Raw genomic sequence first — 14191 nt, 5'->3', positions numbered from 1 at the left:
GCTCCACGCCGGTCGGCGGGAGAGCTGATCACTTCTGGGATGTCGTTGCCCACTGACGGTGTCGGTCAGCTCCCACTCCGTCCTGTGCTCGCCGGGTCGGGTCACGCGATGGCGGTACGGCAAGCGTCGGCGTCCCTCACTCTGCGCGTGGTGCCCGTCGCAGCGGCTCGTGCGGCAGCGCCGTGCGGTCGGTGCCGGTGTCGAGGTCCTGGACGTCCGGCCCGGTCGAGCCCCCGTACGTGGCGATCTTGTACTCGGTCGCCGCGAGGGAAAGGGTCAGCTCACGGATCCGGCGGCGGATGGTGTCGCGATGTTCGAGCAGCATGTCGAGCCGCTCGGGCACCGTCTGCTCCCCTGCGTCGACGAGCGAGATGTAGTGCTGCAGGTCGCGCATCGGCATGCCGGACAGCCGCATCCGGGTGAGGAACACCAGGCGCCGCACCGCATCGGCGTCGTAGACGCGATGGCCGTTGCCGTCGCGGGCCACCTCGACCAGCCCGGCGCGCTCGTAGTAGCGCAGCGTGTGCGGCGAGATGTCCAGGAGGTCGGCGACCTCATTGATCATCATAGACTCGGGCACGTCGGCCAGGTCGGCGAGGCGGTGGATCGCCTCAACCGACAGCGGACCGTCGTCCCCGAGCGTCTCGAGCGCCCTGGTCATCAGATCGTCGGTGGCCATGACAGTCAGCTTAGATCGGCCGGACCGACGCAGGGACGCCCTCGAAGTCGGCGCTGCGGGCGTTCTCTGCCCACCGTTCGACCTCCTCCAGGCCCCGCCGGTACGCACCAGAGATGCGCTCGACCGCCTCGCGCCCGAGCGGCAGCCGCAGCGGCACCTCGTCACCGTGCGCGAGGGACACGATGATCTCGGCCGCCCGCACCGGGTCGCCTTCCTGGCGGCCGTCGGCCCCGGCCATGTCCGCGCGGACGCGGGCGAGCAGGTCGCGGTAGGTCTCGGACGGCTCGGCGAACTCGAGCACGTCGGCGGCGTTGAAGTCGGTCCGGAACCGGCTGGGCTCGACGATCATCACGCGGATCCCGAACGGCGCGACCTCCCCGGCCAGCGCCTCGGACCAGCCTTCGAGGGCGAACTTCGACGCTGAATACGTCGACACGCCGGGGAACGACATCCGCCCGCCCTGGCTGCTCATCTGCACGATCGTCCCCGTGCCCCGCGCGCGCATCGCGGGCAGCGCCGCGCGCACGAGCGCGGCGGGCCCGAACAGGTGCAGCTCCATCAGCTCACGCAACTGCGCGTCACCGACCTCCTCGACCGCTCCGACCACGGCCCGGCCCGCGTTGTTGACGAGCACGTCGAGCTGCCCGAAGCGGTCAAGGGTGTCACGCACCAGGTCCGCGGCCCTGGTGACGTCCCGGGCGTCGAACGCCGCGAGCAGGCAGCTGTCCGGGTACTCGGCCTCCAGGTCGGCCAGGCTCTCGGGCCGGCGCACCGCCGCCACCACGTTGTCGCCCGCCGCGAGCGCCGACTCCGCCAGTGCGCGCCCGAAACCGCGGGACGCGCCAGTGATGATCCAGGTCTGTGTCGTCATGGCGGGAACGCTATGGCTTCGAGCGCGCTCGAACGCAAACCGGCGCGACACGAACACGGAAGCTCACGAGCGGAAAGCACTCCGCTCCGGGCGGCGGCCTCGCACAGAGCGCGCGGGCAGCACCTCGGACGACGGGCTCAGGCTGGACGGCGGCAGCGCCAGGTAGCGACGCTGGTCCGCATGGCAGGGGTCGTGCCCGGCTTGTGCGCCGCCCGGAGGAGTGGCCGGCCGCGGGGCGAGCGGTGGTGGCGTTCGACGACATGGTGGCCTCCGGGTCCGCGCCCCCGGGTGGCTGACCGCGTGGCGACGCCGAGACGCCTGTGTCGCTGCCCGTCGCGACACAGGCGCCTCGGGGCCTGGTCAGCAGGTGGAGTTGGACTGGGTGAGCAGGGCCAGCTTCCACGGCAGCTTGTTGTAGTCGCCTCCGGCGTTGGGGTCCTTGCCCTGGTAGAGGTAGCGCAGCTGGCAGGGGCTGATGGTCAGCGTCTGGTCGTGGCCGTCGCGGATCATCTCGCCGTGGCTGATGTCCGCGGTCCAGGCGCCGGAGTCGAAGGTGACGTTGTTGGCGCGGGCGAACGGGTTGCTCTCGCTGGCGGCCAGCTGGTTCCACGGGCCGGTGATGCTGGTGGAGGTCCAGGAGCGGAAGTAACGCTTCCCGTCGCTGCCGATCGCCTCGACCAGCAGCAGGTACTGGTTCGTACCCTTGATCTTGTAGACGTTCGAGGCCTCGAACAGGTTGTACTTGTTGCTGTCCTGCATGGCGATGACGGTGTTGGAGAAGCCGTTGGGGAAGTTCGCCACCGTGGTCTGCGAGCGGTAGAGGTGGCCGTTGTCGTCGGAGGAGAACAGGTAGCAGTTCGCCGTGTCGCAGATGACCCACATATCGACCCAGTAGCCGTTGCCGATGTTCTGGCGGATGATGTCCGGCATGCTCGGGTAGAAGTGCTGGGGCGCGCTCCACGACCTGGGGTTGGTGATGTCGGTCGTGGTCGAGTACGACGCGTTGCCGGTCTGGTAGACCAGGTACCACTTGTTCTGCGGGGCGAAGTAGAACACCTGCGGCGCCGCCCGGTAGCCGGTGCCGATCGCGCTCTGGTCGAGATGGTGATGGGTGGCCGCGCCCGCCTGGGCCCAGTCGGTGAAGTTCAGGTAGACCAGGTTGTAGCCGCCCGCCGTGCTGGCGGTGCTGGCGAAGACGTGCCAGCGGCCGTTGTAGTAGACCACCGACGGGTCCTTGACGGCGGCGAGGCTGTGGCTCGCGTCCGACTTGGGGCCGATCAGCGCGGGACCGGAGCGCCAGCGGAAGCTGGCGGGCAGGGTGCCCGTGCCGCCGGTGGGCGTGACCGTCGGGGTCACTGTCGGGCTGGTGGTCGGGGCGGCGCCGGTGCAGGCGGTCCCGTTCACGGCGAAGTCGGTGGGCACCGGGTTGGCGGCGTTGTTCCACGAGCCGTTGAAGCCGAACGTGGCGCTGGCGCCGGTGGCCAGCGAGCCGTTGTAGGCGGCGTTGTCGACGGTGACCTTGGAACCCGCCTGCGTGTGGGTGCCGCCCCACAGCTGGGTGATCGTCTGCCCGGCGGTGAACGTCCAGGTCAGCCGCCAGCTCGTGACCGGATCGCCGAGGTTGGTAACGCTGACACTGGCGCCGTAGCCGCTCTGCCATTGGCTGGTGATCGTGTAGGTGACGCGGCAGCCCGGGGCCGCCTGTGCGGCCGGGACCAAGAGCGCGGCCGTCACGGCGGCGGCCGCGGCGACGATCCAGAACCGAAGGCGTTTGCGGTGCACGGCATCCTCCCAGAGGCCTTCGCCCGAGGCCTCGAGTGTGGGAAGCAGCGCCGAAACATGTCAACAATGTGCCAAAATATTTCGACGCTGCCATGCGCTGCTTCCTTGCCTTATGCAGGTCGTGCCGGTGTGAAACTTTCAGCGCTCCAGCAGCTCCCGTAGGGCCTTGGCGATGTCGGCGGGGGCTTCCTCGGCCATGAAGTGGCCGAAGCCGACGATGACATGCCGGAGGTCGGGGGCCCAGTCCCGCCACAGCGCCGCCGCGTCGTAGCCGAGGGCGGCTCCCCAGTCCTGCTGGAGCACCGTCACCGGCATCCGCAGGCGATTCGCGGCGTCCCGGTCGGCCTGATCGTGCTTGATGTCGATGCCGGCCGAGGCGCGGTAGTCGGCGACGATCGAGGGGATCGCGTGGCGGCAGGCCTCCAGGTACGCGGCGCGGACGCCGGCGGGGATCGCCTGCGGGTCGCCGGTCCAGGCGTCGAGGAAGTGGCCGAAGAAGGCGTCCGGGTCCGCCCCGATCAGCCGCTCGGGCAGGCCGGGCGGCTGGGCCATGAGGTAGAGGTGGAATCCGACGGCCGCGGCGGCGCCGCGCATCGCCCCCCACATGTCCAGGGTGGGCAGCACGTCCAGGCAGGCCAGGTGGGTGACCGCCGCGGGGTGGTCGAGCGCGGCACGGAAGGCGACCAGGGCGCCGCGGTCGTGCCCGGCCAGGGCGAAGCGCTCGTGGCCCAGCGCGCGGGCCAGGGCGAGGATGTCGGCGGCCATGGTGCGCTTGGCGTAGGTGCCTGGACCGGTCTCGGCCGGTTTGTCGCTGGCGCCGTACCCGCGCAGGTCGGGGCAGATGACGGTGTGGTCCGCCGCCAGCTCGGAGGCGACGTGCCGCCACATGAGGTGGGTCTGCGGGAAACCGTGCAGCAACACGATCGGGCTGCCCTCGCCCGCGACGGCCGCGCTGAGCGACACGCCGTCGCCGACGGGGACGCGATGGTAGGTGAAGCCCTCGATGACCATGATGGCGCTCTTTCCGTTGGGATCGTTGGGGGTCGGCGTCCAGCGTGCCGGGCGCGAATGAGCATCCGATGAGCGCGCTACCGTGGCCTGGGGGTGACCAGGACGTGCGGGTGGTGTTCGGGGTGCTGGGGCCGGTGGCGGCCTGGGACGGCGCCGGGCGTTCGATCGGCTTGAAGGGGCCGCGGCATCGTGCGGTGCTGGCCCGGCTGATCGTCGCCCGGCGGCGGATGGTCCCGGTCGCCCGCCTGGTGGCCGACCTGTGGGAGGAGGATCCCCCTGCCGGCGCGGTCGGCTCGGTGCGCACGTTCGTGGCGGCGCTGCGCCGGGCGCTGGAGCCGGAGCGCCCGCCGCGCGTCCCGTCCCGGCTGCTGGTCACCGAGGGGCCGGGGTACGCGTTGCGCGCCGAGACCCAGGCGGTGGACGCCTGGCGCTTCGAACAGGCGGTGGCCGCCGCGGGACCGCCCGAGGAGGTTCTCGAGCGGTTGACGGAGGCGCTGGGGTGGTGGCGGGGGCCCGCCTACGCCGACTTCGCCGACGAACCCTGGGCCCGTGTGGAGCGCTCCCGGCTGACGGAGCTGCGGCTGCACGCCCTCGAACGCCAGGCCGAGGCCCGGCTGGCCCTGGGGCTCGCCGCGGCGGCGGTGCCGGATCTGGACGCGCACGTGGCCGATCATCCGTGGCGGGAGGAGGGCTGGCGGCTGCTGGCTCTGGCGCTGTACCGTACCGGCCGCCAGGGCGACGCGCTCGCCGTGCTGCGCCGGGCACGCACGCTGCTGGCCGAGCACCTGGGCGTGGACCCGGGGCCGGCGCTGCGCCGCCTGGAGGGCGACATCCTCCACCACGCCGACCACCTCACCCAGGCCGCGACCAGGACGGGTGCGGCCGCGACGGGTGCGACCGAGACAAGTGCGGCCGGGACGGGTTCGACCGGGCCGGGTTCGACCGGGCCGGGTCCGGCGGAGACTGTGTGGGCGCGGGCGGCCGCTGCATACGATCGCAGTGCGCCGCCGGGCGCGCGGGCCCGGCTGGAGTCGACGGTGGCACTGATGCGCGGGCTGGCAGTGACCGGGGGCGGCGGCCTTCAGGCGGCTCGCGAGCACCGGGTGGCGGCCATCGCGGCGGCGGAGGAGCTGGGCGACGCGGAACTGACGGCCCGCGTCATCGGCGCCTACGACGTTCCGGCGATCTGGACCCGCCTCGACGACCCGAACCAGGCGGCGCACGTGATCGCGGCAGCCGAGCGCGCCCTGACCGCGCTCGCACCGGACGTGCACGGTACCGCCGCCGCCCTCCCGGCGGCAGCGCCTGCTCCCCCGGCGAGCCGCACCGCTCTCCCGGCGGGGGCGCATGATGCGGCGCGGGCGCGGCTGCTGGCCACAATCGGCCTGGAGTCGCGGGGCACCCACTCGCCGCGCGGCCCGCAGGCCGCCCGAGAGGCGGAACGGCTGGCGCGCCGCCTGGACGATCCGAGGCTGCTGGCGTTCGCGCTCAACGCCGTGTTCATGCAGACGTTCCACCGGGCGGGGCTGGCCACGCGACGGGATGCGATCGGCGCCGAGCTGGTCGCTCTGTCGGCGCGGCACGGCTTGGCCACCTACGAGGTACTCGGGCGCCTCATCCGCCTGCAAGCCCGCTGCGCGCTCGCGGACTTCTCCGGAGCCGACGCCCACGCCTGCGCCGCCGACCGCCTGGCCGAGCGGCACGAGCTGCCGTTGGTGGGCGTCTTCACCGAGTGGTACCGAGCGCTGCGGCTCGACGCGACCGGGCAGGCCCCGGTGGAGGAGGTCGAGTCGGCTTATCGGGCCGCCGCCGCGCGGCTCGACGGCGCCGGCATGCCGGGGCTGGAGCACGGGCTGTTGCCCCTCGCGCTGCTGTGTCTGCGCCTGCGCGACCCCACCCGGCCGGCTCCGCCTCCTGAAGCCGGATCGGCTTTCGAGGACGCCGACTTCGGACCCTGCGAGTCGTGGGCACGTCCCGTGGTGCTGCTCGCCCAGGGCCGCCGCGATGAGGCCGAAGCGAAGCTGCGCCACATCCCCGACCCGCCCCGTGACCTGCTGCTGGAGGCCATGTGGTGCCTGGTCGCGCGGGCCGCCGTCGCGGTGGGCGACCGGGAGGCGATGGAGCGGGCCCATGCCGCGCTCGTGCCGGCGGCGGCGGAGCTGGCCGGGGCGGGCAGCGGCCTGCTCACCCTGGGACCGGTCTCCCGCTACCTCGACGACCTCGCCGCCGCCCTGCGGAGCTGATATCCGGCACGGCGGTTGATCCACGTCGTCAGCGGTGAGGTCAAGCGCGCATCCGCTGCCGAGGAGCGCACCTTCGGGCCTGCGAGCCGTAGGCACGTCTCGTGGTGCCGACCGCACCACCGAGACGCAGCCTCGCCCTCGTCCAGCACGGCGTCGCGACGTGAATCCGCGGGCGTCCAGCGCTACGTCGCGGCCGCGTCCCGGGAGTGACGTGGCGACCCGTTCTGGAGGCGAGGACACCCTGGGCCGGTGGTCACGCGTCGTTCCCCGGCACCCGTTGATCGTCAGCGGGGCACGGGGACGGGACGGGAACGTCCTGTGATAGCGGCGATCAGGGCCGCCGCCGCGCACAGGATCGCGGTCCAGGCCAGGACGGCGTCGGTCGAGGTGTGATCGGCGACCAGGCCGGCGAGCCACGGACCGGCGGTCTGGCCGGCGGCGAACACCGTGGTGAAGGCCGCCAGCGTGGCCGTCCAGTCGGCGGGCGGCGTGCCGGCCTTGATCAGAGCGGTGACGGCCGCGGGAACGCTCATGAACGTGGCGCCGTACACGATCGCCGAGGCGACGATCAGCGGCGGCGCGGGTGCCACCAGAGCCAGGCCCGCCCCGCCCGCCAGCACGCCGAGCAGCACGGCCAGCGGCCGCGTGCCGGGCCAGCGGCCGATGGGCCGGCTCCACAGCGCGGGCGCCGCCACCACCGCCGCGCCCAGCACCGCCCAGGTGAGCGCCACCTGCCAGGCGGGGGCGTTCCGCTCGTCCAGGTACGCCGACAGGAACGTGATGTAGGTGATGTACCCGGCGGCGAACAGCAGGTACGCGAGCGCGACCCCCCACAGCGGCCCCACCCGCGCCCGCCCGACGGCGGCCGCCCGCGCTGGCTCGTCCGCTCGCGCGGCGCTCCAGCAGGCCAGCGTCGCCAGCCCCGCCGCGAGGCTGAGCCCGACCCAGGCTGCCCGCCAGTGATCACCCGCCGCCGGGACCGACACGCCGCTGAGCACGATGCCCAGCCCGGTGCCCGCGAAGAACACGGTGATGGGCAGGCCGGAGCCGGTTCGGGCGGCCACGCGCGAGGCGATCACCCCGCCGGTGATGAACACCACCGCCCCCGCCACCCCGGCCGCGAACCGCGCCAGCAGCAACGCCGCGTACGCCTCCCCCACGGCGGTGGCGCCCAGCGACACGGCGGTCAGGGCCATCCCCCAGCGGAAGGCGGCCGCGGTCCCCCAGCGGCGGGCGGCGGGCGCGCTCAACAGGGCGCCGAGGAGGTAGCCGAGCCCGTTGGCGGTGCTCATCGCCCCGGCCTGTGCCAGCGTCCAGTGCAGGTCGTCGCGCATGGCGGGCAGCAGCAGCCCGTACGCGAACCGCGCCAGCCCGAGCGCCGAGGCGGTGCCGAGCGCCAGCCGCGCCGCCTGCCACGCGCTGCCCTGCGCCATGCCGCCCCCAAGATAGAACCGATCGGTACGATTCGCCTCAGACTAGCACCTGATCGAACCGATCGGAACCATCTTCTGATCAATGTGACGCCCTGGGCTGTCGCCGTTCGTGGGGGTGGAAGGCGGCGCAACAGGCCAGCAGGGCCAGTGCGAACGCCGGCAGCCAGGCCAGCCGGGCGAGCACCCAGGCAGGGGTGTCGGGGACGGTGTGCAGGCCGGGCAGCGGCCGGTCGGCGAGCAGGCCGAGCGCAGTGACCGCGATCATGGCGGTCTGATGCCAGAGGTAGATCGTCATGGCGGACAGGTTGGCCACGGCCACGGCCGCCCAGGCGGCGGGGCGGGCAAGCGCCCGGCGCAGCGGCCCGAGCAGCAGCAGCGCCACCCCGCACTGGGCGAGGCCGAAGGCGACGGCTGCGAGGGTGGGCGGCGACTGGTTGGAGATGCGGGCGCCGGGCACGCCCACCATGGACGCCGGGTAGCCGGCCCACAGGACGAGGGCGGCGGTGGCCGCGGCGCCGCCGAGCAGCAGCGTCCACCCGGTCACCCGGCTGCGCAGGCAGCCACGGCCCCAGGCCGTGCCCAGGCAGTACGGCACCAGCCAGCCGGCGGCGAGGTTGATCCAGCCGGCCCAGTCAGGCCCGCCCATCCCGAACCTGACGAGGTCGATGACGGCGACCGTGGCTAGCGGCCACACCGGGTGGAGTGCGGCGACCAGCGGGGTCGCCGCCGTCAGCGCCGAGAAGATCAGCAGGAACCACAGCGGCGACCACACCAGCTTGGCCAGCGCGTTCACCGTCTGCGGGTCGGCCCCGAGGGCCAGCATCGCGGTCGCCGCCACGCCCCACACCGCCAGCACGGCGGCGGCCGGCCGGAACAGGCGGACCAAGCGGGCGCCGAGCCACTGCGCGTACGTGAGCCCGCGGGCGCGGGCGCGGGTGTGGCTTGTGGCGGCCATCTGCCCGCCCACGAGGAAGAAGACGGCCATGGTCTGGAAGATCCACGAGGCGGGGGCGAGGTAGGGCATGTGCCGCAGCGGGCTGGTCACGTACACGGTGCCGCTGTCGGCGACCAGGGCGCTCACCAGCCAGTGACCGAGCACCACGCCGCCGATGGCCAGGGCACGCAGCGCGTCGAGGCCGCGGTCGCGCTCGGAGGGAGTCGCCGTGTCGATGCGGCGGGCGAGCTCACGCAGCACTGCGGGCCTCGACGGGAGCCTGTCCTGACACGATCCGGGCGATGTTCGCCAGCGGCAGTGAGCCGGCTTTCAGGTAGTCGCTGTGCCCGCCGTCGCCTGCCGCGAAGACGCGGGCGCCGAAGCCCGGCGAGACGGGGTCGGCGCCGAGCCCGAGGCCGGCGAGCCGGAGGTGCGGCACATGGGCGATCCAGTCGCCGCTCGCCCGGGCGGCCCAGACGGCCGCTCGCGTACGCAGGTCGGCGGCGTGCTCGACGGGGACGCCGGGGCTGGCGATCAGGATGAGCCGCTCGACGTCCAGCCCGGGCGCGGCCAGGCCGCAGACCACGCTGCCGTAGGAGTGGCACAGCAGGGAGACGCGGGCGGCGGGTTCGGCCGCGCCCAGCTCCCGTACGAACGCGCGCAACGCCGGAGCGCCCTCCTCGGCGCGGCCGGACGTCAGCACCGCCAGGCCCGTCAGGGTGGGCGTGCGGTAGCCGAGCCAGGCGACGACCGCGGACCGGTCGCCGAGCGCCTGCCACAGCCTCAGCGCGCCGCCGCGCAGGAGCCCGTACCTGTCGAGGCTGGTGTCGCTGCCGGGGACCAGCACCACGATCCGCTCGGCCGCCGGAAGATCGCCGAAGACCTCGACGGCACGGCCCCCGTCGCGGCCGTCGAAGGACAGGAACCGGCGTCCGGGATCGGTCATGGCGTGCAGCGTCGCGGCCCGCCGCAGGTCACCGTGGTCCGCGGCCATCCGCCGGGCGGCCCGGATGGCGTCCCGGCTCGCGGCGTACCGCGCGGCCAGGACCTCGGAGGTCGCGGCCCGCAGCGGTGCGAGAGAGGCGGGGACTGGCGCGGGGACCGCGGCGGGGCGTGCCGCGCCCGTCACCGGCGCCGCCACCGAGACGGAGACGAACGCGGCGAGCAGGGCGCGGCGCAGACGGGGCGCTTTGACGTCGATCACCCGATCGACGGTGCCGCAGGCGGTGCCCGCGCCACATCGGACCACCGTCCCCATTCGCGGGGGCGCCGGAATACCGCGGTCGTACAACCGTGGTCCGATGCCGAGGGAGCTTCACTCGCCGGTGGCCGGTCCGGCACCGACATCGCCGCCGCCCACTACTCCGCGCGCCGTACCCGCACGGCCCGATACCCCCGGGGGAGTATCGCGCAGACCCATCGACGGGACGACGACACCACCACCCCCGCACGGCGACGATCGAGAACCACCATCACCCCCCGCAGAGCCCACCGTCACTCCCGCAGAAAGGCACCGCCTCATGTCGTCCGCCGCCCTCATCCGCCACATCACGCCTGTCCCCCCGCACCGCGCCCGAGGCCCGCTGGCCGAGGTGTACGCGCAGGTCAACGCCGAGTTCAGCAGCATCGGCCCGGCCGTGATGATGATGTCGCCCGCCCCCGAGCTCATGGCCGCCGGCTGGTCGCTGATGCGCGAGGCACAGCTGGCCGGCGACGTCCCTGCGCTGGAGAAAGCCGTCGTCGCGCTGGGCGCGGCCCAGGCCAACGGGCTCGACTACGACATCGAGGCGTTCCTGTCGATGCTGCGGCTGCTCGGGCAGCCGCAGCTGGCCGACACCATCAGGCGGGGCGAGGCGCCGTCCGACCCCGCCCTCGCGGCGTTGCTGGACTGGGCCGCCTCCACCGGTGTCGCCGCCCGAGAGCCGCTGAAGCCGCCGTTCTCCGGCGAGGCGGCCGCGGAACACCTCGGCACGCTCCTGTTCACGCACTTCGTCGACCGCGTGGCCGCCGCCATGCTGCCCGCCGGGCTGACCCCGGGCACCCTGGACCCCGACGACGAACCACCGTTCGACGGCGCGCCCGTCCTGCGCCCCCTCGACCAGGACCTGCGCCCCGGCGCCACCCTTCCCCTGCTCGACGGCCTGCCCGCCGCCGAGCCCCCGGCGTGGGCGGCCGGCGGCCCGATCGGCACCGCGTACGCCGCACTCGCCGCCACCGCCGCGCAGGGCAGCGGCCTGCTCAGCCCCGCGGCCGCGAGTGTGGTCGCGGGGGTGATCGCCGAGCACCGGGGCCGCCGCCTGCCCGCCGGCGACTGGCTGGAGCGGTCCCTCTCCGGCCTCTCGCAGGACGAATGTACGGGAGCGCGCATCGCGATCCTCGCCGGCCTGGCACCCGAGGCCATCACCGACGAGCACGTCACCACCTGGCGCGCCACCGACCGGCGTCTCAGCGACCACTGCACCGTCTACCTGCTCGCCTACGGCGCCATGACCGCCGTCACCCACATCGAAGCCGACCTCACCGCCTGACCCCTCCCCCGCCGGTCATCGAGTGCCGGCAAGGCCGATTTCACCGGGCATTGCTCGAGGCTCGGGGCGGACGTACACTTCGTAAAGTACGTACTTTACGATGCTGTCGGAGTTGGCATAGATGGATCCCCGGGAGAGCGAGTTCGTCGACCGGATGGGGCTGGTCATGGAGCGGTTCGGCGGGACACGGACGATGGGCCGGCTGTATGCGTGGCTGCTGATCTGCGACCCGCCGCATCAGTCCCTCGCCGAGCTGGCGGCACAGCTCGGCGTGAGCAAGACCGCGATCAGCACCATCGCCAGGCAGCTGGAGGCGGTATCGATGATCGAGCGCGTCCCCACGTCGCGCCGCGAGCACCATTACCAGGTGATCCACGGCGGATGGGAGCAGGTGATGCGGGTCCAGCTGGCCGCACTCCAGCCGGCCGTCGAGACGTTGGACTTCGGGCTGTCGGTCGTCGGCGACGACCGGCCCGAGCAGCGGGCGCGGCTGGAGGACACCCGGGAGTTCTTCGCCTTCACCGCACTCGACGGGGAAAGGCTCCTCCAGCGCTGGCAGGACTATCGCGAGAAGCCGGCCGACGATGACGGGGGCGGTGGATGAACGCGGGAAAGGTGGACTTCAGCGACATCACCGACGAAGGGGTGACCTGGACGCTTCTGGGCACCCTCTACCTGCGGGCCAGACAGCTCGACGACTGGAGCGCCGCCTGCTGCAGCGGCTGACCGATCGTTTCCCCTGAACGCACGCCAGGATCACCGCCCTTCGCTCAACGCCTCACGTACAACGACAACAGGCCCACGACCAAGGGAGAGACGATGACCGACATCGTCAAGCGGTACAACATCCCCGAACAGCACTTCTGGCTGCACGGACCGCGATCGGGCCCGCCGGTCGAGTACGACGCCCGCGCCGGGATGTGGAACGTCTACGGCTACCCCGAACTGCACGAGATCCTGAGCGATCCCGCGACGTTCTCCTCCGACACCATGCGCGTGGTCCCCGAGGGCCTGAAACCGCCCAAGGAGGACTTCTCGCTGGACGGCTTCATCACCCAGATCGACCCGCCGGAGCACGGCAAGCTGCGCAAGCTGGTCAGCAGCGCCTTCACCCGCAAGGTCGTCGCGGATCTCGAGCCGAGGATCGCCGCCCTCACCCACGAACTGCTCGACGCAGCACAAGATCGCGGCCGGCTGGAGCTGGTGACCGATCTGGCCTATCCCCTCCCGGTCATCGTCATCGCCGAACTGCTGGGCGTGCCCAGCAGTGATCGCGCCCTGTTCAAGCAGTGGGCCGACGCGCTGTTCCAGCGCGACGCCAAGGTCTCACTCGCCGAGCCCGCCGAAGAACAGAGCGCCGAGCTGCAGGCCACGCTGAAACCGTGGAAGGAGATGTCCGGCTACCTCGCCGCCCACGCCGCGGAACGCAAACGGCAACCACGCGCCGACCTGCTCACCAGGCTGGTCGAGGCCGAGGTGGACGGCGAACGCCTTCCCGACGAGCAGGTGGTCAACTTCGCGATCGTCCTGCTGCTCGCCGGCCACATCACCACGACGATGCTGCTCGGCAACACGGTGCTGTGCCTGGACGCCTTCCCCGAGCAGCAGGACAAGGTACGGGCCGACCGCGCCTCGATCCCGGAGGTCATCGAGGAGTCCCTGCGCCTGTTCACCCCGTTCGCCGCCCTCGGCCGCGCCACCACCCGCGAAGTCGAACTCGGCGGCGTGACGATCCCGGCCGATCAGCTGGTCATGGCCTGGCTCGGGCAAGCCAACAGGGATCCCCGGCAGTTCCCCAACCCCGACGTCTTCGACCCCGGCCGCGACCCCAACCCGCATCTCGCCTTCGGCCGCGGCATCCACTTCTGCCTGGGCGCCCCGCTGGCCCGCCTGGAGGGACGCGTCGCCCTGAACATCCTGCTCGACCGGTTCAACCCCCTGCGCACCGACCCCGACCACCCCGTGGACTTCATGCCCACGCCGACCATGACAGGAGTACGCCGCCTTCCGCTGATCTGACGCCCGAAGCACCCAGCCACGCCGGGAACGGCGCCCTCGCCGGCGAGACCCAGGGCGCCGTTCCGCCCGAGCACCGGTGAAATCTCAAACCGCGACTCAGCGGCTCCGTTGCCGAGCGCGCCTCCGGCCCCGGCCCATCCGCGATCCGAGTGGAAGATCACCCCATCCACGCCGCCACTTCGGTCTTCTAGGAGACCCGCCGGAGTCCGACGCTCCATGATGCCCGAGCTCCCCGGCAATCCGACAGAAGAACAGCTTGAGGCGTGGGTGGAGTTGGCGGAACTGTCTCTGGACCCGGGCTTCCGCGCCAGTGTGCGGCGCGGGGCCGAGAACCACTCGGCCGACCTGTCCGACAGCAGCTCCCGGCGGCCGCGCCCGGACGTTGTCGCGGTTGCGCGAGACCACGCGAGAACGGCTGCCGCATCCGGCATCACCCCGGAATCGCCCCAGTCCGACCAGGTCGTCGCAGCGCTCACCGCAGACTGCGCCCGCATCCTCGGACGATCCGACGACAGCGAATTGCATCGATGGCTGCTGCAGCGCCTGACCGTCGCGAATGATCCGCGCCGGGACCGGTACTTCCGCCTGCTCGACCTGATCAACGGCTGGCCGGCCCCGGAAAGCCTGACACCGGCGCTCGACTGGTCGGTCACCGCACTTCGCCTGCGAGCAGCTCGGTGACGCGATGCCC

Annotated in this window: 13 protein-coding genes; 6 read left to right on the top strand and 7 right to left on the bottom strand. The window is 72.7% G+C overall.

Going from position 1 to position 14191, the window contains the following annotated elements; translation table 11 throughout:
- Nucleotides 1–136: 136 nt before the first annotated feature.
- The 4 genes from ACIBVN_RS17150 to ACIBVN_RS17135 all read right to left on the bottom strand — a co-directional run bounded on the left by ACIBVN_RS17150 (nt 137) and on the right by ACIBVN_RS17135 (nt 4343).
- The gene (locus ACIBVN_RS17150) at nt 137–679 is read right to left on the bottom strand and encodes a MerR family transcriptional regulator (protein ID WP_397137288.1); all 543 of its coding nucleotides are present in this window, start codon (nt 677–679) and stop codon (nt 137–139) included.
- Between the two features lie 10 nt (nt 680–689).
- A complete protein-coding gene (locus ACIBVN_RS17145; protein WP_397137286.1) occupies nt 690–1550 on the bottom strand; it encodes an SDR family NAD(P)-dependent oxidoreductase in 861 nt (286 codons plus the stop codon).
- A 360-nt stretch (nt 1551–1910) separates the two neighbouring features.
- On the bottom strand, nt 1911–3332 hold the full coding sequence (locus ACIBVN_RS17140; RefSeq protein ID WP_397137284.1) for a non-reducing end alpha-L-arabinofuranosidase family hydrolase: 1422 nt from the start codon (nt 3330–3332) through the stop codon (nt 1911–1913).
- Between the two features lie 138 nt (nt 3333–3470).
- Nucleotides 3471–4343, bottom strand: a complete 873-nt coding sequence (locus ACIBVN_RS17135) for an alpha/beta fold hydrolase (protein WP_397137282.1) — start codon at nt 4341–4343, stop codon at nt 3471–3473.
- Between the two features lie 68 nt (nt 4344–4411).
- Between ACIBVN_RS17135 and ACIBVN_RS17130 the strand changes: the two genes are divergently transcribed.
- Nucleotides 4412–6586, top strand: coding sequence for a BTAD domain-containing putative transcriptional regulator (locus tag ACIBVN_RS17130; protein WP_397137280.1), 2175 nt, complete (start codon nt 4412–4414; stop codon nt 6584–6586).
- Nucleotides 6587–6870: 284 nt separating this feature from the next.
- Here the strand turns inward: ACIBVN_RS17130 and ACIBVN_RS17125 are convergent, their stop codons facing one another.
- From ACIBVN_RS17125 to ACIBVN_RS17115, 3 genes are all read right to left on the bottom strand, one after another.
- Nucleotides 6871–8019, bottom strand: coding sequence for a YbfB/YjiJ family MFS transporter (locus ACIBVN_RS17125; RefSeq protein WP_397137278.1), 1149 nt, complete (start codon nt 8017–8019; stop codon nt 6871–6873).
- A gap of 79 nt (nt 8020–8098) precedes the next feature.
- Nucleotides 8099–9214, bottom strand: a complete 1116-nt coding sequence (locus ACIBVN_RS17120) for an acyltransferase (RefSeq protein WP_397137276.1) — start codon at nt 9212–9214, stop codon at nt 8099–8101.
- Nucleotides 9204–10157, bottom strand: coding sequence for an alpha/beta hydrolase (locus ACIBVN_RS17115; protein WP_397137274.1), 954 nt, complete (start codon nt 10155–10157; stop codon nt 9204–9206). The genes ACIBVN_RS17120 and ACIBVN_RS17115 overlap by 11 nt, the downstream gene beginning before the upstream one ends.
- A gap of 316 nt (nt 10158–10473) precedes the next feature.
- On the opposite strand from ACIBVN_RS17115, the gene ACIBVN_RS17110 reads away from it, so the two are divergent.
- The 5 genes from ACIBVN_RS17110 to ACIBVN_RS17090 all read left to right on the top strand — a co-directional run bounded on the left by ACIBVN_RS17110 (nt 10474) and on the right by ACIBVN_RS17090 (nt 14181).
- The gene (locus ACIBVN_RS17110) at nt 10474–11481 is read left to right on the top strand and encodes a hypothetical protein (RefSeq protein ID WP_397137272.1); all 1008 of its coding nucleotides are present in this window, start codon (nt 10474–10476) and stop codon (nt 11479–11481) included.
- A 121-nt stretch (nt 11482–11602) separates the two neighbouring features.
- The gene (locus ACIBVN_RS17105; RefSeq protein ID WP_397137270.1) at nt 11603–12085 is read left to right on the top strand and encodes a GbsR/MarR family transcriptional regulator; all 483 of its coding nucleotides are present in this window, start codon (nt 11603–11605) and stop codon (nt 12083–12085) included.
- On the top strand, nt 12082–12207 hold the full coding sequence (locus tag ACIBVN_RS17100) for a hypothetical protein (protein ID WP_397137268.1): 126 nt from the start codon (nt 12082–12084) through the stop codon (nt 12205–12207). Before ACIBVN_RS17105 ends, ACIBVN_RS17100 begins: the two co-directional genes overlap by 4 nt.
- A gap of 93 nt (nt 12208–12300) precedes the next feature.
- The gene (locus tag ACIBVN_RS17095; RefSeq protein WP_397137266.1) at nt 12301–13500 is read left to right on the top strand and encodes a cytochrome P450; all 1200 of its coding nucleotides are present in this window, start codon (nt 12301–12303) and stop codon (nt 13498–13500) included.
- 216 nt (nt 13501–13716) lie between these two features.
- Nucleotides 13717–14181, top strand: coding sequence for a hypothetical protein (locus ACIBVN_RS17090; protein WP_397137264.1), 465 nt, complete (start codon nt 13717–13719; stop codon nt 14179–14181).
- Nucleotides 14182–14191 lie beyond the last annotated feature (10 nt).

This window comes from Nonomuraea sp. NPDC049400 (assembly GCF_044466425.1).
GTDB lineage: Bacteria > Actinomycetota > Actinomycetes > Streptosporangiales > Streptosporangiaceae > Nonomuraea.
This window is presented reverse-complemented; position numbering and strand designations above follow the sequence as displayed.

Coding starts and splice junctions, on each gene's coding strand:
- ACIBVN_RS17090 (WP_397137264.1), top strand. CDS start 13,717: ATGATGCCCGAGCTCCCCGGCAATCCGACAGAAGAACAGCTTGAGGCG.
- ACIBVN_RS17095 (WP_397137266.1), top strand. CDS start 12,301: ATGACCGACATCGTCAAGCGGTACAACATCCCCGAACAGCACTTCTGG.
- ACIBVN_RS17135 (WP_397137282.1), bottom strand. CDS start 4,343: ATGGTCATCGAGGGCTTCACCTACCATCGCGTCCCCGTCGGCGACGGC.
- ACIBVN_RS17110 (WP_397137272.1), top strand. CDS start 10,474: ATGTCGTCCGCCGCCCTCATCCGCCACATCACGCCTGTCCCCCCGCAC.
- ACIBVN_RS17145 (WP_397137286.1), bottom strand. CDS start 1,550: ATGACGACACAGACCTGGATCATCACTGGCGCGTCCCGCGGTTTCGGG.
- ACIBVN_RS17150 (WP_397137288.1), bottom strand. CDS start 679: ATGGCCACCGACGATCTGATGACCAGGGCGCTCGAGACGCTCGGGGAC.
- ACIBVN_RS17105 (WP_397137270.1), top strand. CDS start 11,603: ATGGATCCCCGGGAGAGCGAGTTCGTCGACCGGATGGGGCTGGTCATG.
- ACIBVN_RS17100 (WP_397137268.1), top strand. CDS start 12,082: ATGAACGCGGGAAAGGTGGACTTCAGCGACATCACCGACGAAGGGGTG.
- ACIBVN_RS17125 (WP_397137278.1), bottom strand. CDS start 8,019: ATGGCGCAGGGCAGCGCGTGGCAGGCGGCGCGGCTGGCGCTCGGCACC.
- ACIBVN_RS17130 (WP_397137280.1), top strand. CDS start 4,412: ATGAGCGCGCTACCGTGGCCTGGGGGTGACCAGGACGTGCGGGTGGTG.